This is a genomic window from Sinorhizobium prairiense, assembly GCF_029201645.2.
GTDB classification, from domain to species: Bacteria; Pseudomonadota; Alphaproteobacteria; order Rhizobiales; family Rhizobiaceae; genus Sinorhizobium; species Sinorhizobium meliloti_A.
On record NZ_CP104132.1, the window covers coordinates 73,275 to 97,322 of the forward strand.

Annotated in this window: 11 protein-coding genes and 8 pseudogenes; 9 read left to right on the forward strand and 10 right to left on the reverse strand. The window is 59.9% G+C overall.

Annotated elements, in window-relative coordinates:
- Positions 1–164 precede the first annotated feature (164 nt).
- Positions 165–558, reverse strand: a pseudogene (locus N0Q91_RS19955) (ISL3 family transposase); the annotation flags it as partial.
- 557 nt (positions 559–1,115) lie between these two features.
- Here N0Q91_RS19955 and N0Q91_RS19960 point away from each other — a divergent pair.
- Genes N0Q91_RS19960 through N0Q91_RS19975 form a run of 4 tightly spaced genes read left to right on the forward strand, consistent with a single transcriptional unit; the run spans position 1,116 to position 4,956 of the window.
- Positions 1,116–1,976 (forward strand): FAD binding domain-containing protein, encoded by an 861-nt coding sequence (locus N0Q91_RS19960; protein WP_275598464.1) that lies wholly within the window; start codon positions 1,116–1,118, stop codon positions 1,974–1,976.
- Positions 1,976–2,452: a (2Fe-2S)-binding protein gene (locus tag N0Q91_RS19965; RefSeq protein ID WP_275598465.1), complete on the forward strand. Its 477-nt coding sequence runs from the start codon at positions 1,976–1,978 to the stop codon at positions 2,450–2,452. Before N0Q91_RS19960 ends, N0Q91_RS19965 begins: the two co-directional genes overlap by 1 nt.
- Before the next feature lie 2 nt (positions 2,453–2,454).
- Positions 2,455–4,701: a xanthine dehydrogenase family protein molybdopterin-binding subunit gene (locus N0Q91_RS19970; protein WP_275598466.1), complete on the forward strand. Its 2,247-nt coding sequence runs from the start codon at positions 2,455–2,457 to the stop codon at positions 4,699–4,701.
- A gap of 9 nt (positions 4,702–4,710) precedes the next feature.
- A complete protein-coding gene (locus N0Q91_RS19975) occupies positions 4,711–4,956 on the forward strand; it encodes a MoaD/ThiS family protein (protein ID WP_275598467.1) in 246 nt (81 codons plus the stop codon).
- 2,175 nt (positions 4,957–7,131) lie between these two features.
- Here the strand turns inward: N0Q91_RS19975 and N0Q91_RS19980 are convergent.
- The 3 pseudogenes from N0Q91_RS19980 to glf form a co-directional block, all read right to left on the reverse strand.
- Positions 7,132–9,404 (reverse strand): annotated as a pseudogene (locus N0Q91_RS19980) (glycosyltransferase).
- Positions 9,401–12,640, reverse strand: a pseudogene (locus N0Q91_RS19985) (glycosyltransferase). The pseudogenes N0Q91_RS19980 and N0Q91_RS19985 overlap by 4 nt, the downstream one beginning before the upstream one ends.
- Positions 12,637–14,870: pseudogene (gene glf, locus N0Q91_RS19990) on the reverse strand (UDP-galactopyranose mutase). The pseudogenes N0Q91_RS19985 and glf overlap by 4 nt, the downstream one beginning before the upstream one ends.
- Positions 14,871–15,123: 253 nt before the next feature.
- Between glf and N0Q91_RS19995 the strand changes: the two are divergent.
- From N0Q91_RS19995 to N0Q91_RS20005, 3 genes and pseudogenes are all read left to right on the forward strand, one after another.
- Positions 15,124–15,261: pseudogene (locus N0Q91_RS19995) on the forward strand (SOS response-associated peptidase); the annotation flags it as partial.
- A 65-nt stretch (positions 15,262–15,326) separates the two neighbouring features.
- Positions 15,327–15,878: a DUF6088 family protein gene (locus tag N0Q91_RS20000; protein WP_275598468.1), complete on the forward strand. Its 552-nt coding sequence runs from the start codon at positions 15,327–15,329 to the stop codon at positions 15,876–15,878.
- A pseudogene (locus tag N0Q91_RS20005) lies at positions 15,871–16,488 on the forward strand (nucleotidyl transferase AbiEii/AbiGii toxin family protein); the annotation flags it as partial. The gene N0Q91_RS20000 and the pseudogene N0Q91_RS20005, both read left to right, overlap by 8 nt.
- 75 nt (positions 16,489–16,563) lie before the next feature.
- Here N0Q91_RS20005 and N0Q91_RS20010 read toward each other — a convergent pair.
- The 4 genes and pseudogenes from N0Q91_RS20010 to ligD all read right to left on the reverse strand — a co-directional run.
- Positions 16,564–16,776: a DUF768 domain-containing protein gene (locus N0Q91_RS20010; RefSeq protein WP_037418696.1), complete on the reverse strand. Its 213-nt coding sequence runs from the start codon at positions 16,774–16,776 to the stop codon at positions 16,564–16,566.
- 217 nt (positions 16,777–16,993) lie between these two features.
- Complete coding sequence (locus N0Q91_RS20015) at positions 16,994–17,440, reverse strand: DUF4334 domain-containing protein (RefSeq protein ID WP_375341894.1); 447 nt, start codon at positions 17,438–17,440, stop codon at positions 16,994–16,996.
- Positions 17,441–17,477: 37 nt separating this feature from the next.
- Positions 17,478–18,392, reverse strand: coding sequence for a hypothetical protein (locus N0Q91_RS20020; protein WP_275598470.1), 915 nt, complete (start codon positions 18,390–18,392; stop codon positions 17,478–17,480).
- A 32-nt stretch (positions 18,393–18,424) separates the two neighbouring features.
- A pseudogene (gene ligD, locus N0Q91_RS20025) lies at positions 18,425–18,668 on the reverse strand (non-homologous end-joining DNA ligase LigD); the annotation flags it as partial.
- Between the two features lie 351 nt (positions 18,669–19,019).
- Here ligD and dinB point away from each other — a divergent pair.
- Positions 19,020–20,061, forward strand: a pseudogene (dinB, locus tag N0Q91_RS20030) (DNA polymerase IV).
- Positions 20,062–20,499: 438 nt separating this feature from the next.
- Entirely contained in the window at positions 20,500–21,594 is a 1,095-nt protein-coding gene (locus N0Q91_RS20035; protein WP_275598471.1) for an extracellular catalytic domain type 1 short-chain-length polyhydroxyalkanoate depolymerase, read from the forward strand.
- Between the two features lie 403 nt (positions 21,595–21,997).
- Here the strand turns inward: N0Q91_RS20035 and N0Q91_RS20040 are convergent, their stop codons facing one another.
- Together N0Q91_RS20040 and N0Q91_RS20045 are read right to left on the reverse strand one after the other, a co-directional pair.
- Positions 21,998–23,596, reverse strand: a complete 1,599-nt coding sequence (locus N0Q91_RS20040; protein ID WP_275598472.1) for an MFS transporter — start codon at positions 23,594–23,596, stop codon at positions 21,998–22,000.
- Positions 23,593–24,036, reverse strand: coding sequence for a DoxX family protein (locus N0Q91_RS20045; protein WP_275598473.1), 444 nt, complete (start codon positions 24,034–24,036; stop codon positions 23,593–23,595). Before N0Q91_RS20045 ends, N0Q91_RS20040 begins: the two co-directional genes overlap by 4 nt.
- Between the last annotated feature and the right edge of the window lie 12 nt (positions 24,037–24,048).

The following is a 24,048-nucleotide window of genomic DNA, read 5'->3' on the forward strand; positions in this document are numbered from 1 at the left end:
GTCGATACATGATGCGATGTTCGTGGCCCAAAGAGTGAACATCACAGCAACAAGGCTTGCCGGGCTCGTGGAAGAACAATTCTGTTCGGCCCTTAAGGCGCGTCCACGCTTGGGCCTGAAAACGACAGCATTGCGCCCATGCCGGCCATTCGAGCTGCATCCATGACGACCGAATGACGCTCGAGATCGACCATGATGCCGTGCCGCAAGGAATGCCGCCAGCTCCAATCATCAATGCCCACGACCCGAATATTGTCTTTTTGTATAGCCGCCGGATTATCGCGCTTCAATTGCCGCAAGATCGTGTCGGCGCTGACCGGCATGCCGAGCCGATGCATCAAGTATTCACCCGGCGACCACCCATCCTGTGCCCAATCAACCCGACAATCTCAGCCATCCGTTTAGTTCCTCGCATGTAGGGCGAAGCAATCTCGGGCAACCTGCCGGTGAAGGTCCGTCGCGCGGATTTTCGGTGTCTACACTGCCACCGGTTCAGTGCGAGGTTGATTTTCACAACTTGACCCTGAAAGGCAAATCCTGGAGGCGGCGGTTATGCCAGCAATCTGATGGCGGGCGATGTTGCGGTCTTCACCCATATCGCGGAGACAGACATCTCCATGAATGGCGAGGCACAGCGATCGCGAGCGCGAAACCATCGTCTTCAGCCGCGAAGGCGGCGATTGGCTCGCTTTTCGCGAACACCTGTACATGTCTCCTCGACTGAGCATTATCAAGAATGCACAGAGGGTATCGCCTCGGGACCGCCGTTCCCGTCCGTCTTTTGGGCGGCAGCCGTAGTTCCCGGCACCGAGCCACCGGTTTCCTGCTGCTCGGCCTCACTGCGGAGTGGTTGCTGTTGTCTTATGGTAGCGCCATTTGCCGCTGCCATCCTCAAGCAGATCAATGCCATATTTCGGAGAAGGTGGCCATCGGGGTCCGAGCAAAGAGGACCATAGATAAGGTCGAGAACGAGACGCTGGCTTGCAAGCAGCCAATGCATCCCCTAGCGTTGATAGCAGAGTTTCGGGTCTTAGCTCCACAACAAGACGTACCCGCAGTATCCGATGGGTCGGCAGGTTCGCTTCTGACTCGAGTTCACCACGAGGAGGATTCTATTGCGCTATATTCGTCCGAGTACGTTGGAGGACGCAGTTGGCCTGTTGGCTGAGGCCTCAGGCAAGGCGGCGGTTCTGGCCGGCGGGAGCGATCTGCTGGTGAGAATGAAGGGCGGCTTTGTCGAGCCTGAACTCATCATCGACATCAAAGCCATAGACGCTCTGCGCCACATAACCGAAAGCGACGAAGATTTCGTCATCGGCGCCGCCGTGCCATGCGCAGTCCTCAGCGAAAACGCCGCGCTCCGAGGAGCATGGCCTGGAGTGGTAGAGGGAGCCAATCTCATCGGCTCCAAGCAAGTACAGGGGCGTTGCACCATCGTCGGTAACCTCTGCAATGCGTCACCTGCGGCTGACAGCGTGCCGCCATTGGTGGCGGCGGGCGCCAAGGCTCTGATCAGAGGACCGGCCGGCTCGCGCACGATTGCCGTCGAAATGGTGGCAAACGGACCCGGCAGGACGTCGCTTGCGCCCGGAGAGATCATCGAGGCCATTCTGCTCGACAGGCGCCAGCCACGTTCGGGCGACGCCTATCAGCGGTTCACGCCACGTACCGAAATGGACATTGCCGTCGTTAGTGCCGCAGTGAATCTCACCCTTGATGATCAGGGTGTCGTCCAATCCGCGCGTGTCGCGCTTGGCGCCGCAGCGCCGACGGTGCTTCTCGTCGAGGAAGCAGCCAAAATCCTGGTTGGCTCCCGAGTGGACGATAGAGCATTGGACCGCCTTGCAGAGGCATGTTCCGGCGCCTGTCGCCCCATAGACGACAAGCGAGGCACCGTGGAATTCCGAAGGAAAGTCGCGGGAGTGCTGGCCAAGCGGGTCGCGCTGACCGCCTATCAACGCGCAGGACAGAAGTGATGGCAGGCATAGCAGTTTCGACGATCATCAATGGCGATAAAGCCGAGTTTCTCTGTCACGCAGACGAGACGTTGCTTGATGTGTTGCGCGATCGCCTGGGGCTCATGGGGGTGAAGGAAGGTTGCGGTACAGGTGACTGCGGCGCCTGCAGCATCATTCTCGAGGACCGCCTCGTTTGCTCCTGCCTCGTGCTTGGGGCCGAGGCGGAAGGCCGGCGCATCGAGACGGTCGAGGGCATGGCGCAGGGTGACAAGCTTCATCCGCTGCAGCAGAAGTTCCTCGAACATGCCGCCTTGCAATGTGGCATCTGCACACCCGGCTTCCTCATTGCGGCCAAGGATCTGCTGGCCAAGAATCCGGATCCGACCGAAGAGGAAATACGGTTCGGCCTTGCCGGAAATCTCTGTCGCTGCACCGGCTATGACAAAATCGTGCGTGCCGTTCAGGACGCTGCAAGGGTTATGAGAGGAGCATGACCATGAATTTTGATCCCAGCCACTCGACACGCAACTTCTCCTCCGTGGGCACCCGTCCCATCCGGCCGGATGGAGTCGACAAGGTGACGGGCCGCGCCCGCTACGGCGCGGACTTCAATATGCCCGGCCAGCTGGTCGGACGGATCCTGCGCAGCCCGCATGCCCATGCCATCATTCGCAAGATCGACACGTCGAAGGCCGCGCAGCTTCCTGGCGTCAAGGCGGTTTTGACGGCAGCGGATCTGCCCGACCTCACCCATGGCGACGCGGCGATGTATGACATTCTCGACAACTGCATGGCGCGCAAGAAGGCGCTTTACGACGGTCACGCCGTGGCCGCCGTGGCGGCAATTGATGCACGCACCGCCAAGCAGGCGCTCAAGCTCATCGAGGTCGAGTATGAAGTGCTGCCGCACGTCACAGACGTTGACCAAGCGTTTGCCCCGGATGCTCCGCTCGTCAACGACGCGATCTTCACTACGGGCGTTGATCCGAAGCCCGATCGCCCTTCGAATGTCTCGATGCGGAGCCAGTTCGGGCATGGCGAAGTCGATACCGGCATGGCAAAGGCCGATTTCGTGGTTGAGCGGACATTCAAGACCGAACAGACGCATCAGGGCTATATCGAACCTCACGCCTGTGTGGCCAATGTCAGTCCGGACGGCACGGCGGATCTGTGGGTCTGCACGCAGGGCCACTTCGTCTATCGCCAGCATTGCGCACAACTGCTCGGCCTGGATGCCTCCAAGCTGCGCGTGACGTCGTCCGAAATCGGCGGCGGTTTCGGCGGCAAGACCCATGTCTGGGCCGAGCCCGTCGCGCTGTCGCGCAAGGCCGGCAGGCCGGTCAAGCTGGTGATGACGCGTGACGAGGTGTTTCGCGCCTCCGGCCCGACCAGCGCCACGTCGATCGACGTGAAGATTGGCGCATCGAAGGATGGAACGATCATCGCTGCCGAAGCGACACTTCGCTATTCCTGTGGTCCCTATGCCGGATCATGGGCCGAGATCGGCGCCATGACCGCATTCGCCTGCTACAAGCTCGAGAATGTCAGGACCGTCGGCTACGAAGTGCTGGTAAACCGGCCGAAGACCGCAGCCTACCGTGCGCCTTCCGCGCCGATGGCAGCGTTTGCAGTGGAAAGCGCCATCGATGAACTTGCGAAGAAGGTCGGCATGGATCCGGTCGACTTCCGTATCCGGAACGCGGCACAGGAAGGGACCAAGGCTTCTTACGGTCCGGTCTACGGCCCGATCGGCATTGGCCCGACGCTGGAAGCCGCGAAGAACCATCCTCACATGAAGGCACCCCTTGGCAAGAACCAGGGGCGCGGCATGGCCTGTGGCTTCTGGTTCAACTTCGGGGGCCAGACATGTACCGATTTGAACATCGGAATGGATGGAACGGTCTCGCTCGCGGTTGGCACGGTGGATGTCGGCGGTTCGCGCGCATCGCTCTCGCTGGTGGCCGCAGAGGAGCTTGGGATCGACTATTCGCAGGTCAGAACGGTGATCGCCGACACGTCAAGTCTCGGCTACAACGACATGACCGACGGCAGCCGAGGAACGTTCTCATCCTCTATGGCCACAATTTCTGCCGCCCGCAACGCGATCAAAGTTCTCCGCGGGCGTGCGGCGCAGATGTGGGACGTTCCGGTCGAAGATGTGACGTGGGAACAGGGCCACGCGGTTGCCAAGGGCGAGACGCATGGAAACCTTCCGAAACTCTCCCTGAAGGAGATCGCGGCAGCATCGGGCACCACGGGTGGCCCGATTGCGGGTCACAGCGAGATCGTGGCCGATGGCGCAGGCGTGTCCTTCGCCACTCATATCTGCGATATCGAGGTCGATCCCGAAACCGGCGCGACAAAGGTGCTGCGTTACACCGTGGTGCAGGATGCCGGCAAAGCCGTGCATCCGACCTATGTCGAAGGACAGTACCAGGGCGGCGCCGCGCAAGGCATCGGCTGGGCGCTCAACGAAGAGTATATCTATGGCAAAGACGGCCGGCTGCAGAATGCCGGTTTTCTCGACTACCGCATTCCCGTATGTTCGGACCTGCCCATGATAGACACGCAGATTCTGGAGATTCCCAATCCCAACCACCCCTATGGGGTTCGCGGCGTCGGGGAAACATCCATCGTTCCCCCGCTCGCGGCGGTGGCCAATGCAGTATCCAGTGCAGTGGGCGTGCGGATGCAGCATATTCCGATGTCGCCGCCGCGGATCCTGGAAGCACTCGAAGCGTGAGGCGGTCCGATGATTGAGGTGACGCTCTGGGGTGCGCTCGCCGCGGCGGCCGAGGGCAACAGCAAGGTCGAGGTCGAGGCAAAAGACATCAGGGAACTGTTCAAGAGATTGATCGAACGGTTCCCTGGGCTGGAGCCGCTCATGGATCGAGGCATTGCGGTCGCAATAGATGGAACCATCTATCGCGACACCTGGTCGAAGCAACTACCTGCGGGAGCGGAAATCTATCTGCTGCCGAGGTTGGCGGGCGGTTGACAATGGGTCAAGATGAGCACGGTTTCTGGCCCGGTAAAGGCATGTGGTGAGGCAACTACGCCTCAAAACTACGATCGCTCGCCTTGAAGGGACTCGAACCGTGAACCCGTCGCGATTTTCCAGCTGATTAGATTCTCCCAGAAGGGAACTTCTCTTGTTCACGAGCGGGGAAATTGGCCGCTACAAGCTCAACCGCAAGGGCTCGGCGTCAGCGTCGACTGAACCCGTCCCTCAAACCCAACCGTCACCCTCGAGGGCGCGCCACCTTCGACGGCAAACTCCAACAGCGACACCGCCCCGAACCGAGCGGCCAACAACTTGCCGCTTCCAATCCTGCGCAGGCCGGCCTCGGACAGAGTGAGAAATTGTCGGCGATCGAGGAGTTTGCTCGCAAGCCGACGCGCATCGCCGTTTACACCGGCCTTGACCTGTTTGGCGATGACATCGCAACAAAGAGGACGATCGATCTGGCGGAATGCGCTAGAAGCTGCCTCGCCGCCTTGGAGGCTCGCCGCGCCCAGAAGGATCTGGGAGCATCATTTCGCCCGGCCTTAGGCCGAGGGAAATCGAGATCGCCCAGGTCTCTCGCGAGTTCGCCCCAAGGCAGATCGAGATTATGCGTGGTGAACTCGTGTCGGCTCTCGAGCAAAACATAAGCTATTTTCGACAACTCGATAAGCAGCATCGATGAACACGCAGGCGTCTGACCGTTACATTCGAGAAGGGTGGCTCACGCGATTTTTCGCTGGTAGTCGGAGCCGACGGCCAGCACTCGAACGTTCGGCATATCGCCTCCGGTGAGGAGGCTCGGTTTAGCCACTACCTCGGTGGCTATATCTGTGGGCACACGATTCCAGCCGTTCGGGAGCTTCAAGGTCGCCTATATCGGTACGTAGTGCCGAACAAGACCGTTATCGTCTTCCCAATTCGCCAGAGCGAGGGAAGCGGTCGCCTTTCTCTTCCGACGGCCAAACATGCTGAACCTTCACCACGAAGACTTCGACGGGCACGTGCGCGTCTTGCAAGAGACGTTCTCGGGGGAATCATGGAAGGTGCCGCACCTTTTAGACCGGCTGGACTGCGCAAACGGGTTTTAATTCGACGCAATCAGCCAGATCATCATGCCAAGCTGCCACTGCGGGCGCATCGCTGTCGCATCGAATGCACTCGGCCACTTTCCGATAAATAACGGATAAGCGCCGATGGTGATCTTGGTGCCTTTTCGGTCGGCATAGTGAGACCTCGCCAGATTTTGTTCGTCCCAATCGGACCGTCGGTGTACCACGCATATATGTGGATGGTTTCAAACCCCTTGGCTTCCGGCATCTACCGCATAGCGGTGGCGCCGGATATCTCGATCAGCCCCTTTCGTTGCTCTTCGAGGATCCGCCGCCTGTGAAACTTGGCGCGCGAACTCCGTTCAACGCGTCCGCCCGGCTAATCTAAGAGCGTCGCCGATGACCGTTGGGATTTTATCGACAAAAAGAACCGTGTTCAGATCGGATAGGCAATGTGGACAGTCGACGATATACGACGTCGAGCATGTAGGGGCCGCGTCCCGCAACGTGGCGCGGCAGGCCACGCACCATTCCTTCGTCGAGATTGACGTGTTCCCTGCCGCTATTGTCTTTCCAGATCTTCCGCGCCTGCCCGTCCACGGTTTCGGTAAGGCTCGGTTCTCTACCTGGGTCATGCACGCCGCGCCATTGTTCGACGATTGCGTGCGCGTTTACGACCGCAACCGTACTGTCCCTCGGACCATGCAGACGGAGTTGCCGGCCATGGTCCCGAATGAATGGATGCTGCGAGAACTCTGTCGCGCAGTTCTCGCGGTTTCGGGATGCCCTGCCCGCGCATCCGCTCGAATGCCTCCGAGACGGTAAGCGCGGTTTGCATATGGCAGGCCGGCAATAATCGCGCCCTAGCAACGGTCTCGGGACGGTCGAAAGCAAGACTTTCGCCCTTGCGCCGCCGGCGGACAGTCCGGTCATGTATATTCTTTAGGTTGCGACGTTGTGCCTCGAGCAAATCGTCTGGATCATTCCCGAACAGAGAGAGAGCCTCGCCTGCTTCGCGTCGAATATCGCCTGGCAAGAACCAGTTGCAGCAAAAGGAATGATATCGGAATAAGGGGCGGCCTGCCCCGGAAACTGCAGCTTAGAACTTCGGCGTGCATTATCGCGGATTGTGGCCCGGGACAAATTCAAGCCTGCGCTGAATCTTTCGCAAAGCACGGGCAAGAGGTGCATATACTGCACGTCCATCACCCGAAATCTGCGCCGCAAACAGACCGTTTTCGCAAGGCCGCTCGTCATCCCAGCCGAGATGAGAGATAATTGGATAAAGGCATATGCCCTCTACGGGTACTCCTGCGTCCATAGCGGCTCTGACCTCGGCGTAAACATAGGTTATCCAATCGGCGCGTCGTTCCGCTTCTATCCCCGTTTCCGCGAGAAAGAGCGGTTTACCATATCGCGCATATGTTTCGATCAGAATTGTCCTGAGTGGCTTGTAGAGCGGATGATCAATATCGATCGGCCGCCCGCCGTGAATCCATTGGTTGTTATGGTAGTAGTTCACGCCAACGATATCGAGAAACTTATCAGCACCGCCAATCTGCGGCCAGAGCCGTCCCGCAAGCAGATCCCAGCCCTGAAACTGGGATTGACGGTGGCCCTCAGCGGCGCGCCGCTCCCAAGGGCGCGACGGATCGGTGACAACATTGATCACCGGATCGCAGTGGACGAAGCGCGCTCTCGGATCCACTGCAAGAATGGCTTCCATCGCCTCGATAGAAGCACGCGCTAGCTGAACCTTCAATTCGAAGCCGCGCCCATTGGCAAAAGGATTGAGGTAGCCGGCGTCGCCGCCGCCCCACGAGAAGAACGAGATCTCGTTGACGGGCGAGTAAAATGGCACGGCGTCACTTTCCTGCCGGACGATACTTGCTGCAGCACCCGCAAAGCGCGCGAAACGTGTCACAAAATCCGGAGACCAGATGTCGATGGCGTCGGGCCAGCCATAATGCAACAGATCCCAGACCACCTGCGTCCTGGTCTCCTTCGCTGCCCTGAGCATCGGCAGGAAACTTGACCAGTCGTACTTCCGGGGGACCGTCTCAATCCGGTGCCAGCGCAATCCGTCGCGCACGGTGCGGATCGCATGGCGAGCGAGCTGCGCATAGTCCTCCGCCGCATAGATATCATGCCCAGTCGCGGCGATCACATCCAGGCGTTTTCCGGTAATTTCCCCTCGCGTGGACGCAAGCGATGCGTAGAACACTCGAAGCCGCCCTGAAGAAAGGACTGGAATATGCCCGCGGGGCCCGACTTCCGCCTCTCGTCGACGACCTTCTCGATGACGCTTTCCCACTGGGGTACTACGGCCGCCACACTGTAGTGGGTTTCCACCTTTGAACGCAGAGCCTGTCCGAGCTTTCTGCGCAAATCGGCTGACGCGATCAGTTTCTTCATCGCCGCCGCGACCGCGGCCGGGTCGTTATAGGGCACGAATATGCCAGACACTCCATCATCGATCTGCTGCAAGGCGCCGTTGTCAGGCGTCGCAATAACAGGCAAGCAGGCCGCACCCGCCTCCGCTATCACATGCGGCATACCTTCGCCCTTCGACAGCCAGGTGAAAATGTCGAAAGCCGACAGAAGCGCCTGAATATCCTTCCGGTCCCCAAGAAAAGTCAGCACATCGCCCAGCCCGCACGAAGCGACTAGCGACTGCAGCTGCACGGCATAATCCGGCATAAACGCGTCCGGACCACCTACAATCACGAAACGCGCAGACTCATTTTCCGCATGCACGATTGCCGCTGCTTCGATGAAATCCTCGACATTTTTCTTTGGATCGAGCCGCCCCACCCAGCCGATAAGAACTGTATTATCCGCTACACCAAGCGACGCACGCGTTGCGGCGCGCTGGGTAGCGTCGAACTCCGTCAGATCGACCATCGAGGGGATTTCGATCGCATCTTCTGCGCGCCCCGGCATGACCGAAGCAGCGGCGTCGCGTATAGATCGGCAGACGCCGACATAGCGACTGGTGAAATGCTTCGGCCCTGCCAGCGCTTCGGACACAAGTCCACCATGCTCGATCAGGGGCGGTCGCAGATGGACACGCTCCAACGCCGGGTAGATATCTGCAACATTCTGACACGCGACCACGACGTCATATCCCGGGATCTTATTTGCAAGATAGGAAACCGTGTCGTCGAAGGACAGATCGTAAGGCGTCGTATCCACGTCGACGCCCAGGGCCGTCAATTGTTCATGCGTCTGGCTGGGCATGTTGGGCTTATGGAAACAGGCGACAACATCTATCCGGTAGCGAACTCGATTGAGACTACGAGCCAGAAGGCGGACTTCCGTCTCCTCGCCCCCGACCACCAGCCACGCGAAGACGAACAGAATACGGAGTGGTGGCTCAAGCGGCCTCATCCGCTGACCTTAAAGACGATCTGCAGGAATTCCGGCCGGTTCTCCACCAGATCAGCGAGGAATTTTGGCCCATCGTCGAATGGAACGACATGCGTAATCATATGCTCGCGAATGAGAGCTCCGTGGATTTTTACGAGCTGGATCGTTTCCTCGGCAAGCCGGCGCCTGTTCCAGGCCGGCGCCAGTCCTCTGGGTACGCGGTTAATCTGTGCGCAGCGGATGTTAAGGCCATTGTGATGAAACTCTTCGCCTAGCCGCAGCCGCTCGGCGCCGCCCTGATAGAATGCGAGATCAATCACCGTGCCCTGCGGGCGCAGTGCCTTCAGCGCGACGTGGAGGCTCCACGGGTGCGCCCGTGTCTGAAACACGACATCGGCGCCGCGATCACTTCCGCCGTTATGCCACCGCGTTTTGGCGTGCTGCCAGACCTCATCCTCGGTCATCGCAATCAGACCCATGCCCCGCGCCTTGTTCCGCCGAAACGCCGAAGGATCGGCAACGACGATTTCCAAGGCCCCCGCTTTCTGCGCAAAAAGCGCCGTCATCAATCCAACCGTGCCTCCTCCGAGCACGACCACGTGACGCCCCGCAACGCCAACTCCGAGACAGGATACGTTGCTCCCAAAGCGTCCGCATCCGCGTGTAGAATGCCGTTGGCCGCGATAGGGCCCATCTGCGCTACGAAGACGCCGAGAACGGGATCGATTTCGGCTGGCAAGGGCACCAGCAAGTCGAGGAATGGATCGGCAGTATGGCCGCTTTTGTGCGCGTAGGTCGCGGCAACGACATCCCCTTCCTTGAAGCCTACCGCCTTCGACTCCGAGACGCGCGCCACTTCCATGTATCCCAGAAAAGGCACCGGGTAGTGAAGATCCGGCTCGTTCTCGACAAACACGCCACGCTCGCTATCGAAACGGGAGTGGAAGTAAGGATTGGTGTTCTTCATGAAGGTAAGTTCGGTGCCGGCGGAAAAACCGGTAAAGAGCGTTTCCAACCGGACATGGCCGTCAGCGGGCGGACCCTCTTCATAGTGGAAGAAGAATGCTTTTCCGGGCCCTTCGATGCCAAGAGATCGAACGGCACGATGGCCTGCGGATAATCCCTGAGAGGCCTCGGACGACGGTGGATACTGCAGCGTCGTCACGGCGTTGCGGACTATGACAGGCGGATCGAGCTTTATCGGCTCGCCGCTGCGCGCCGAGGATGCGACCGCGAGCGCGAGCCGGTGCGTCGCCAGCGCATCCGCGTAGGCACAGCGAATGTTATTATTTCCCCGCGCACCGCGTCGACAAAATCGCGATCTTCACGCCAGACGGGATCACCCTCGGCATGCCGCACTGGTCGCCCAGCACCCACATCGATCATGATGTCATGGTCAGTCAGCTCGATCGCAAGTCGGTCGGCGAAGATGTTCAGTCCGACCCTGTGGCTCCAACCGAGAAGACATGTCGAGGAGATGTTGCCGATAACGCCCGACTGAAAGGTGAGGCTCGCAGTGGTCACCGCCGGCACATCGAGGCCTGGAAATTCGGGCCGATCTTTGAAGCCGACACGGCCATAAACGTCCGTGACTTCACCAATGAGGTATCGCGCCAGATCGATGATGTGGGTCGCCTGCTCAACCATCTGGCCGCCCGAGCGGTCGTTCTTCCACCACCATTGCGGCGGTGGCGTCTGGTCCAGCCAATAGCCCGAAAGAAGCTGAGCGGGATTTTCGGCCAGAAGCCGGCGCGCCTCCTCTACTGTATCGAGATTGCGCCAATGATAACCGACAGCGGTGATCAGCTTTGCGGCTTCGATCGCGGCAGACAGTTCCTCCGCCAGGCCGATATCGAGCGTGATAGGCTTCTCGACAAAGAACGGGATGCCACGCGCGATCAGATCCCGTTCGGCATCGCCATGGGCAAAGGGGGAATGCAGATATAGACCGCATCCAGCGCCTCTTTCTCCAGCATCGCACTGTGGCTCTCGAACGCCTTCGCACCGAACCGCGACGCGGCATGCTCGGCGCGTCCGAAGTCCGGGTCTGCAAAAGCAACGAGTGCCACGTCCTCGAAACCGGCGAAGATATCGAGATGCCGGTGCGCGATGCCCCCCACGCCAATGAAGCCGACACGTGTCTTGTCCATGAAATGATGTCCTTGTTTATTCTCCGTCCGCTCGGAAAGAAATCGCCGATAAACAGCCGCGGTTTCGTCCGCCATTCGCTGCGCTGAAAATTGAGTGTGAAACCTGTCCTGGCCGGCCCGGCCGACCGTTTTCGCCCGTTCCGGGTCTCTGAGAGCTTCGATCAGCACGCGGGCCAATGAGGATGGATTTTCGCGTTCAGCCAGGAACGGATGTTCCGATCCAAGCGCCTCGAGAGTGCCGCCGATACGGGTCGCGACGACAGGCAGTCCGATCGACATTGCTTCGAGCACTGCTAAGGGAAGCCCTTCAAATCGCGACGGCAGGACGAAAAGGTTGGCGCTGCCCATCAACTGGTCGACGTCGACGCGATGCCCCAGAAACTGGACATGCGGGCCAAGCGACAGGTCTTCGACCAGTGCCCGAACAGCATCCATCTCCTCGCCTTTGCCCACAAGAAGCAAAACGACCGATGGGTCCGCCGCTAATACTGCCGGCATTGCCCTGATCAGAGTGGCGTGGTCCTTCTGCTTAGAAAAGCGCGCCACCGCAATGAGGACGCTTTTGCCGTCGAGCCCAAGTGCGGCTTTGCTGCGATCGGCAATGTTCCGTGTGCCCAGCGAGAAGATCCCATTGCGGACGACCGTCATTCGGTTGGCATTGACCCCGTTGCTCTCAAAGCTGAACTTCGATGCTTCCGAAACGACGATATGATGCGCAAGAGCGTTACTCTCACTGGCATAGCGCTCCTTCTGCTCGGTATCGGTGAGCAGATAGGGAAGGTGCTCCGTACGGATAACCGGGATGCCGCAGGCGACCCCTGCGCGCGCTATCTCATGCCCCTCCCAACCGATGCCAGCGTGGACGTGGAGCAAAGAAGCGCCCGAAAACCCCAGCCAATGTTCGAACGACCCATTATCATCGATGCCTTTAACCGCGAAGCCGCAACGCGCAGCCCTTGTCAGCAGGGCGGCTTCGATCCCATCGATGGCGGCAAGCGTCACGTCGAACTGGCCCTGGAGCACCCGACCGAGCGTCAGCATGTGTTCACCCATTCCGGATGGATCGACGCTGTCGGTCGCAAGCACTATGCGCAAACGTGTGTTCATTGAGCGCTGGCAGTCATGGCGTCGCTCAGGACTGTCTTCACCATCCGCCGATAGGTTGCTAACGCCTGACCAACAACCTGGTCCATATTGAAGTATTTGTAGGTTCCCAGTCGTCCGACGAACGTTACGTCCGCGCGCGCTAGTGCCAAGGCCTCGTACTGCTTGTAGAGCGCCTGGTTTTCCGGTCGCGGAATCGGATAGTAGGGGTCTCCGTCGGCACAGGCGAACTCATAGGAAATGCTGGTTTTCGGGTGGATCTGCCCGGTTAGATGCTTGTATTCGGTAACGCGGGTATAAGGCACGGCCTCAGACGGATAGTTTACGACGGCTACGGGTTGCACGCGACTGATGTCATGCGTTTTATGCTGGAACCTCAGGCTGCGATACGGCAGTCGGCCAAAGCGGTAACCGAAATATTCGTCGATTGGCCCTGTGAAGATCGTATGCGCTGCCAGGCTGTCCCGGTGGATGTCGGCATACTCGGTGCCGGTCATGACGGTGATGTTCTCGTGAGCCAGCATCTTTTTAAACATTTCGGTATACCCATGAAGCGGCATCGCCTGATAAGTGTCGAGAAAATACCGGTCGTCCGTATTTGTGCGCGTCGGCACCCGCGCCGTTACCGACTTGTCGAGCTGCGCGGGATCAAGCCCCCATTGCTTTCGGGTGTAACCCTCAAAGAATGCACGGTACAAATCACTGCCGATCTGTGACACGACCAAATCCTTTGACGACACGATCGCACCGCACGGCTTGGCGCGGCTGGCCAGAAACAGCGCTGCTTCCGCCTCGTTCTTGAGGTCAAGACCGTAAAGGGCGTTCAGCGTCGTTCTGTTGATGGGAACAGGCAATAGATGATCGCCGACTTGTGCAAGTACCCGATGTTCGTAGGGTCTCCAAGCGGTAAAACGCGACAGGTAGTTGAAGACGACCTCGCTGTTGGTGTGGAAGATATGAGGTCCGTATCGATGAACCAGGATGCCGTCTTCATTGTGGAAATCATAGGCATTCCCGGCGATATGAGGTCGTCGGTCGCAAAGAAGCACGCGCTTATTGCCATCGGATGCAAGTCTCTCTGCCAGGACCGAACCGGCAAACCCTGCACCGACAATCAGATAATCGTAAACCAAAGAAGACGCGGCGCCTGATCTTTGAGGATGGCTTCTTTTGGGAGGCAGCTCGGGCACGATCCGCCGTGTCACAACGTCATCCATCAGAGCATTCATCGCAAGGAATGTCTCGTCCCAGGATGACCCCGCAAGCATAGTATCGACTGATGCCAGCCAACCCGTGCCTGACCTTTTCAGGGTAAGCGCACTTTCGCATGCCGTAGCAAAATCATCGGCGTTTCCAGCTAGAAATACGCCACCCACATCACCGTAATGACGCACCACATCCGTAATCGGCGTGCTGACAACTGGCCGTCCGGCTGCCAGATATTCCGGCGTCTTCGTGGGGCTGATGAACTTCGTTGCCTCGTTGAGGGCAAACGGCATCAACGCCACATCCATCCCGAAAGATAGGCCGGCAGTTCAGTGTAACTCTTCTGTCCGAGATAATGGATGTTTGGAGCCTTCGGCAGATCATCCGGTGAAATCTTGGAGATCGGACCGATAAAGATGAAGGAGAGGTTTGGTCTTGCTTTGGCCACTGCACCGATCAGCGCCAGATCGAGGCGCTCGTCGATAACGCCATAATATCCGAGTTTCGAGCCGGGAATTGTCCGTTGATCGGACGGCTCCTCACAGTTCAGCCGTGCGGTCTGAAAATGGCTTGCGTCGACACTCGATGGAAAAGGATGAATGTTGGCATGCAGATGGCGCTTCGCCTCGTAAAGGCTATGCCCTCCCGTGAATACCGCATCGGCCCGAACGATGAGCGCAGCCTCCGTTTCCTTCAATCGGGGCGGTGCAAATTTGAAATTCGCCAGTTCGTCCATGCAGTCATATATGACTGCCGACGCATCCACATGGCTGGCGAAATCATACATCAACGGAGTGTAAAACCACAAAATTGGCCGTGTCGCGCCGCAAAGCCCGAGAAGATCATCCAGCAGTCTTCTCAACGCCTGTACCCGGTCGCCTTCGCTCCATCCATGCGGAACCCGGGGACGAACGGCCTTGACCGCCGTCCCGTCGAATGAATGGATTTCGAGATAGGCGAGATGATGGTCTGTCGGAATAAATTCCTCAAAGAAGAAGACCTTGCGATCTTTGGCAAAGCGGTTCATCAGGTGTTGCGGGCGCTGCAACACAAAATCCCAGCGTAAGTGAGAGAAACAAATAAGGGGCGTGTTGTGGGCAGACACGGTATGTGCCGCTGGAGAAAGCGAACTGGAGAGGTTCATTGCACATCCGCGTTTGAGAGACGGATGCAAACTACGATCCTATTGGTTTGTTCCGCGTGCTTTCTTCAAAATATCTAATATGCGGAAAAATTCATCAGTGTTACCAAAACTGGTCCAGTTTGAAGGGTTCAGATCACGGGCGCGATGGGATGAAGCGAAGGCGCTTGCCCGGCCGCTTCCCGACGATGTAATCGTTGTCACGTCGCATGAGCCCTATGGCGCCACGATCGTTGCCAAAGCAGGCGAGCCGGTTACCCAACTGATGCTATTTTGACGCGCCTTTGACCGGTGCCGGTCGTCAGATACCCGCACAGTGTCTCCCTCCGGGTCCGCCGCCAAATGCCGGAAGGGTCTCCCCTTTCGGCAAAGAGCCTTTTGCATCTCGGGGATCGTGCCGCGGTCGACCAGGCCCTTTCGCGGTTGACCGAGCGCGGAGAGCTCGTCCGGGCTGGTCGTGGCATCTACATGCGGCCCGTCAAAAGTCGGTTTGGGAGCAGACCGCCGACGGTCGAACAGGCCGTGGAGGCAGTGGCGCAGCAGCGCGGCGAGATCATCGTTCCCAGTGGCGCCGCCGCGGCGAATGCCCTGGGCCTGACCACCCAGGTCCCGGTCCGCTCCGTCTACCTGACATCCGGCCGCAGCCGGACAATGAATCTTGGAAGACAGAGTGTCGAGCTCAAGCACGTGCCTCGCTGGCAGCTGGCTCTGGCCGACCGGCCGGCTGGCGTGGCGGTCCGGGCGCTTGCATGGCTTGGACCCGAGAAGGCCGAGGAGGCACTATCGAGCATCAAGCAAAAGCTCCCGCCGGCCGAGTTTGGCGAGTTGGTGGCCGCAGCACCGCAGTTTCCGACGTGGCTCGCAAGAAGCGTGGGCAGGGCTGCGCATGGCTGACCGTTTTCTGGCACTGTCAAAAGACGACAGGCGTGAGGCCTTGGCTGTCGCAGCCGCCCGCACTGGACGGCCCATTCATCTGCTGGAAAAGGATGTCTGGGTCGCCTGGACACTCGAGACGCTCTACTCGTCAAAACTTGGCGAGCACCTGGTGTTCAAGGGCGGCACCTCGCTCTCGAAAGCCTATGGCGCCATTCAACGCTTTTCGGAAGACATCGATCTGACTTACGATATCCGCGCTTTGGCTCCCGATCTTGTCGGTTACAATGACGAGGCACCGCCGAAAACCCGCAGCGAGGAGAAGCGCTGGACAAGCGAAGTGCGAAAGCGCCTTCCTGTCTGGGTCGCCGAGTCGGTAGAGCCGGTCATTGCAGCGGCAGTGCGCGATCAATCCCTTCCCGCACGGATCCGCATCGAGGGCGATACGCTCTATCTCGACTACGAGGTCGTGAACAGCGGATCAGGTTATGTCGCACCGAGCGTTATCCTTGAGCTCGGAGCACGATCGACCGGCGAGCCGGCCAGCATCCGCGATGTGGGCTGCGACGCCGCGGGTCATGTCGATGGTGTTGAATTTCCAAAGGCGAGCCTACGCGTCATGCATGCCGAAATGCCGCGGTGTTTGACATGAGCGAACGAGCGACCCTCTGAAAGGCAGGGTGGCGAGCCGCGCCGCGAATGACCGCTACCAGAGCTCCTCCTCGACCGCCTCTTTGATAGCGCCGACGATATAGTTGACGAGCCCGCCGCCAGCCGCTTCCACCAGCATGTCGCGGCTGATGCCCTCCTTCTCCGCATCCGCGAGAAGATCCTCGACCAGCCTCGACGCGTCGCTCTGCTGCGTGCCGCTGTCGATATGCTCCGATTTCCAGCGTTCAAGGAATTGTTCAGGCTTCATAGCTTGGACCTCCTGACGAGGAGCGAACCCTTAGGAACGGAAATGGTTCTCAGTATGACGCCACCGAGATTTGGACCCGGCCGACAATAGAACAGGGCGCTCGACCCTTGCGGGGAGCGCCCTGTCAGACCCGGACAACCGCGCGGCAGACAAGCTGCTCGGCAAGGCGATCATCGATACGGGTGTGAGCGATAGATGATGACCAGCTGCCCGGATTTCAAGGTCCGTCGACGCGCTGGAGTTCGAAGAAATAGATCCGCTCGTGATTCCTGATGGTCATCGCGCCCATGATCCTGTCCGCATCGATCCGCCGGAAATAGTCGACGATCGGCTGGTAGTCATAGACCATGGCCGCGCTCTCGACGCCGCCAAACACCATTGTCTTCAACGAAGCGACCGGAGCCCTCGCCCGCAGCCGGCGGTGAAGATAGGAAAACAGGTTGCTCGCCATGCGTATTCTCCCGACCTCGTGAAAACGCAATGCCAGCCGAAGCGGGATCCACTTCGGATCAACGGCAACCAGCCGCCGGTCTCCCGATCGAAACAGCAAGGCATCGGCGCGCAAATCCGGCGTGAACCGTTTGCCGAACCAGCCGAGATTTTCGAGCACACCGTCGAATGGATGCCCCGTCGGGATGCCGCGTCCATTCCAAAGCCCGACCATTTCGCGCGGCGGGATCGGCGGCAGGCGTCGGAACTCCTCAAGCACTGTCTGCTGGTCTTTCACCGGGAGCTTCCTTCTTGTCCTCGCGCTCTCTGGCCCGGCGCCTGGATTTGGCGTCGCGCCGCGCGATCCGCAGTTCCTCTAGATCAGGTATCCACCAGCCCCTTTTGAGCTCGCGCTCGTTCGGCGGCGTTCGTGCAGGCCAGGTTGTGACTAGTTCTTCCAGCGACCCCGATTGCCACGACGCCCAGACATATTCCTCGCCATCTACGGCGGGGAAGTAGAACGCGGTGACTGTCGCCGGATCGGCCAGTTCGCCGTCGATGCCGAGGAAGAAGACGACGCCGACATGCGTTCCGATGGCGCGGTCGGAGGGCGGAACATCATCGGCAGGAACGGGATAGCGTTTCCGATGGCGCTCCCTCATCCTCGCCTTGCATGCCTCGTCTTCTTCCGTCCCCCTGATCGCTTCGCGCCGGGCCCGGCGTGCTTCCGGCTCATTGCGCTCGGCCGCCGCCTCGATCGTGGGCCATCGCTTGCGGAGTTCATCGAACGAGCGGTAAGGAACGGTCCATAGCCGGCGATCGGCGTCCCAGCGTGCATATGGAATTTCCCGGATCTCGTTGACGACCGTGCGGGAATAGGGCGTCCGGATCTGAAAGCCCGTCGGTGCCGCCGTGAGGTAGCGGCTTTCGATCGGGTCGAAGGCGCACGCGTCCCTGCCCTTTTCATCCGCGAATCTATCCGCCTCCGCCTCCATCTCGGCCAGCCAGCGGCTGATGCGCTTCTCGGCGGTGCGACCCGGCACGAACCAGGCATTCAGCCTGTCGCTCCAGCGCGCCCGCGGGAACGCCTCCCGAAACCGTGCCACCGTTATTCGGTCATGCGGCAGGTTGGTCGTCGCACCCACACGGGTGGGCCTGGAAGATTGGTCTTTCGTTTCTTCGTCCATCGGTCATGGTCCGAGCCAGCACCTTGTCGCGATCATGCGGCCCGTCTGGATTTTCCGAGGCAATTGATCGCCTGTTCGAGCGGCCGCTCGCCGTCACAATAGTCCTGCCAGGCAGTGGTTTTCGCAAGCAGCGCCGGCACGGTTCGGACGGTAAAGCTTCGGGTCGAGATCAGACTTCACCTGCGTCCAGTTGAGCGGCATCGAGACGGTGGCGCCGGGCCGGGCGCGCGGCGAGAGCGACGCCACGGCGGTCTCCATGCGGTCATTGCGCAGATAACGTACGCTTCACCGCTCGGCTCGCTGGTCTTCTTGAAATCGCGCTTGGCACGGTATTTCGAAAGATTGTCAGCCATTGGTGTCGCGGACCCTTCCAGTGGTACGAGGAGCGGCGCGGGCATCTGCCTCCCGCTCGTCGATGGTCACAGGACGACAACGCCGCTGGCGGTCCGTAGTTTCACGGGCCGCGTGGGCCCAGGCCAGTCGAACAGTTGATATCGCGGGAAAGGCTGGTATGTTCCCTATTTGTTTCGGCGCAGGTTCTTCGGATGATCCCGATCCCATCGCCATCGCTGAAGCCGCCATGAACGACATGACTCGATCCCCATTCGGAAAATCATCCATGTGGACATGGATGCCTTTTATGCGTCGGTGGAGCAGCGCGATAATCCAGACCTGCGCGGCAAACCAGTTGCGGTTGGCGGCTCCGCCGCGCGCGGCGTCGTCGCGGCGCGAGCTACGAGGCGTGCACCTATGGCGTCCATTCGGCGATGCCGTCGGTGACTGCGAAGAGAAAATGTCCGGGCCTGATTTTCGTGCCGCCGCGCTTCGACGTCTACAAGGCAGTATCCCAGCAGATCCGGGAAATCTTTGCGGAATAGACGCCGCTGATCGAGCCGCTCGACGAAGCCTATCTCGATGTTACCGAGAACCTGAAAGGCATGGACATCGCCACCGAAATCGCGCTGGAGATCCGCGCCAAGATCAAAGCGGTCACCAGCCTCAACGCGTCGGCCGGCATCTCCCACAGCAAGTTCCTCGCCAAGATGGCAAGCGACCTCAACAAACCCAACGGCAAGGCCGTGATCACGCCGAAGAACGGGCCGGCCTTCGTCGAGGCCCTCCCCGTCAAGAAATTCCATGGCGTCGGGCCGGCGACTGCGGAGCGCATGCGGAAATATGGGATCGAGACCGGACTCGATCTCAAGGAGAAACGCTTGAATTCCTGGCGGAGCATTTCGGCAAGTCGGGTCCGTATTTCTATGGCATCGCCCGCGGCATCGATGAGCGCAAGGTCAAGCCCAATCGAATCCGCAAGTCCGTGGGCGCGGAGGATACCTTCGTTGAGGACATCGCTGATCTCGGTCTGGCGACCGCGGAGCTAAAGCCCCTTGCCGAAAAGGTCTGGCGCTACTGCGAGGCGCAAGGCATCAGCGGCAAGAAGGTGACGTGAAAATGAAGTACTCGGACTTCGCCCAGGCGACGCGGAGCCGGACCGGGTCGGTGGCGTTTGCGGGCATTCCTGACGTCCTTGCTGCGGGGACGGATCTCTTGGCGACAGTCTATCCATTCAGGCGGCCAGTGCGGCTGCTTGGCGTAACGCTTTTCAACGCTGAAGGCCTCCGAAGTCGGCGATGCGCAACCGCAGTCCCAGCTTGATCTAGGGCTCTGACGGGCCACCACCCCGAAATAGAAAAGCCTGCCGCGGGAGGAGGTGCGGCAGGCTTTCCTGAAAGAACCGAACAGCGACTTGGGAGGAGGAGTGCCGCTGTTCCACCAGACGTCCCTTGAGGAGGAGTAGGCCGTCTGAATTTCGAAGCGTTGCGGGAGGAGGTGCAGCGCTTCGATGAAACTGATCATACTCGGACCGGGGCCGTACGCCAGCGTCTATGTTGCACTGCAGCTATGCACACGCCGCAACAATGGGCAGAACACGTGGGTATTCCTGCCCCTGATTTTCTTGGCGGCTCTGCCGCTCCAATCGAATTTGTAGCGCCTATAAGGCCCCAGAAATGTGCATCTGCGAATTAATCTGAGAATTCCATTGTGCGACGCAGCAATCGTCCCCACATCAACAGTTCAGGCCCAATTGGCGGCCGAGGAGACGGCATTGCTCAACAAGCCCCCACAAAATCACCGCTTAGTCGAAATCGCCGGGTTTGGTTCAAATCCCGGAACATTGAAGGCGTGGCTGTTTCTGCCGTCGATCATGGCCCCCGACGCCCCGCTTGTGGTTGCGCTGCATGGCTGCACACAGACAGCAGAGGGCTATGCAACTGGATCCGGCTGGTCTCAACTCGCAGAGCGACGCGGATTTGCGGTGCTCTATCCCGAGCAGCAGCGATCGAACAATGCCAACCTCTGCTTCAACTGGTTCGAGCCAGGCGATATCAAGCGGGACGCGGGAGAGGCGCTGTCCATCCGGCAGATGATCGGTCATCTCGTCCGGTCGCAGGGCATCGATCCCAAACGCATCTTTGTCACGGGCCTTTCAGCAGGCGGCGCGATGGCGAATGTCATGCTGTCGACCTATCCCGACGTATTCGCGGGCGGCGCAATTATCAGCGGGTTGCCTTATGGCGTGGCCGGCACGGTCGCGGAGGCGTTCGAGCGCATGCAAGGCCGCAATCCGCCGACTGTCTCCAGGCTCCAATCCGTACTCAAGAGCGCATCAAACCATCGCGGGCCCTGGCCTTCGGTTTCGATCTGGCACGGCACGCATGACCAGACGGTCCGACCCAGGAATGCCGACCAGATCGTCAAGCAGTGGTCCGGCGTGCACGCCCTCGCTACCGAGCCGACTTGGAGCGAGTTGATACACGGCCATAGCCGGAAAGTTTGGCTCGACACGAAAGGCAGGCAGGTCGTCGAGACCTATTTGGTTCAAGGCATGGGCCACGGCGTTCCTCTGGCGACGAACAGCGATGTCGGGATCGGGAGAGCCGGTCCGCATATGCTTGAGACTGGGATTTCCTCTACTGTGCGTATCGCCCGTTCATGGGGTCTGGCCACAGAGGTAGATGTCGAGGAGGTTGAAGCAGCAGGTAGTCTTGTCCGCCGGGAAGAACCCGATGTGGCGTCATCCACGGTAGAAAGGGCATTGCGCTACGCAAGATCGCGGGCGACCGCCATCGGCACCGCGTCGGACGGCAAGATCGCCAAGGTCATAAACGATGCGCTTCGGGCCGCGGGTCTGATGCGGTAAGAAGATAGCCGCAAGGAGCATGATGAACTTGTTGCGAACACAATCTGCCTCTATATGTTTGCGCATCGGCCTTGCTGGTGAGCGTCTGAGGATGTTCGCGGGGCCGCAAGTCGCTTGAGACTTTTGACGACGGATGTACTGGCACTGGAATTGAAGCGATGTGAGGAAGGTCGGGTTTGCCCGACCTTTTTGTTGCCTGCCGATCTGCTGCAGACGGGCGCCAACATTTCGGACACTCCTGCACTCGTCTCGGAGCGGCGCGTTGCTATGTCCTCCGCGCTTGCTGGCATGTAGGCCGCTTGCTCGCCGACCCCTTTGCAACCACCTCGTGGTTGCTGCCCAGTTTTCAAGATCGCCAGACAGTTTGGCGTGGCGGCCGCAGCCGCCACGCTTCGCCTCCGCGTTACGCGGTCCCCGGCCGGTTGATCGCCAGGAAGTGTCGGACGAAAGGCTTATCGGGACCGACATGGTAGGCCAGCACCTTGCCCTGCAGGTCGGCGTCTGCGTTGGAGACCCGCTTATGCTGGCGAAGATGTTCAGCCCAGGATTCCACCATGAACCATTCGACGATCTTCTCCGGGTCGGCCGAATCCTCGGTGATGCCCCACCCGTAGGCACCATCGCGGCGGCGCTCCCTGGAAAGATGATCGATCGCGTGCAGGAAGGCTGTGCGGTGCTGCTTCTCGACCTTGTACTCGATCAGTATGAGAACCGGGCCGCGGTCATGGGCGATCGGTTCCGCCACAAGCGGCTCGGGCCAGTGGTTGGACGGCACCAGGTCGGCGTCCCCTGCGGGAAGCTTCACGCGGTGCATGATGAACCCGGCGATGAGCAGGCCGGCCGCTCCAATGAGCAAGGTGGACTGGATGCCGACAACTTCGCCGACTGCACCCCAGCCGAGGCTTCCGGCAGTCATCGCACCGTTGAAGACGGTCAGATAAACGGCAAGCCCTCGCCCGCGCACCCAGTTGGGGAGAACAGCCTGCGCTGCGCCGTTGAGTGTAGTCAGAGCGGTGATCCATGCACCACCGAGGAACAGAAGGACCATGATGGCGACGATCTTCGGCGGGGCAAGCGAGAGGACACCCATGACGGCAGCGGTGATCAGCGCGGCACCGAGAAGCAGGCCGTCGGAACTCAGGCGTTTGCGCAGCTGCGGCATGACCAAGGCTCCACCGATCGCGCCTGCACCGACTGCACCGAGCAGGATGCCGTAGAAGCTGGCATCACCACCCAGCAACTGCCGAGCGACGAGCGGGAGGAGCGCCCAGACGGCGCTGGCGAAGGCGAAGAAGATCGCGGCGCGCAGGAGGACGACGTGGAGCGGTGTGCTCGAGCGGGTGTAGCGAAGCCCGGCCCGGAAGGCACCGAAGAAGTTCTCCTGAAGCGCGTCGTTTGCATTCTTCGCCCGTGGCCACCAGACCAGAGCTGCGATCACCACGGCGTAGCTTGCGACATCCGCGCCGTAGGTGATCCCGGCTCCAAAGGCTGCGAGAAGCAGGCCGCCCGCGGCAGGCCCGATGGAGCGGGCAATGTTGATGCCGAGCGAGTTCAGCGCCACGGCGCTCTTGACATCCTCGCGTTTGACCAGTTCGGGAACAATGGCCTGCCATGTCGGTCCCATCAGAGCAGCGCCAATGCCGCCGAGGAAGGTCAGACCGATCAGCGCGCTGACCGACAGCATGCCCGTCTGGGACAGGACCATAAGCGAGATACTAACGGATGCAAGCAGGAGCTGGACGGCGATCAGGAACTTGCGCCGATCGAGGATGTCCGTGAGAACGCCTGCAGGGATGGCGAGCAAGAAGATCGGGAGGGTTCCGGCGGCCTGAACCATCGCCACCGCGGCGGGCGATGCGGACAGATCCGTCATCAGCCAAGAGCTGGCGACATCACGCATGAAGCTGCCAGTGTTGCCAAGGACGGTCGCGGTCCACAGAACCGCGAAGACTGGCTGAGCAAGGGGCGCAAAGGTTCCCCCGGATGCTTTTGCGGCGCTCATTTGCCTGCTCCCTTCGTGAGGTCGAATGCTGCAAGTAAGACAAATGCCCCTGCGAGGCCGAGGTGTTCGAAGAAGGCGTTGGTCGCCACCATGCGGTCCATCCCGGGGGTCATTTCCCAGAAGCGGAGGGCGATGAAGGTAGCGAGAAGCGTGAAGCCAGACAGCGCCAGGGCACCTGCCCAACGCAGCAAGCCCGAGATCACCATGGCAGAGGCCGTCAGTTCGAACACGATGACAGCGACAGCGAAGAAGGAGGCCGGATGAAGACCGAAATGATCCATTTCAGCCAGTGCACCATTGAAGTCGAAGATCTTGGTGAGCGGACCCTGTATGTAGGCTGCGCAAAGAGCCAGCAGTGACACCGTCCGCACGACAGGCGATCCGACGATGCGCGCCACGCCGCTCCGGATTGGGTTGGATAGTTGAGAATGGTAGGTCATATCTGCTCCTGT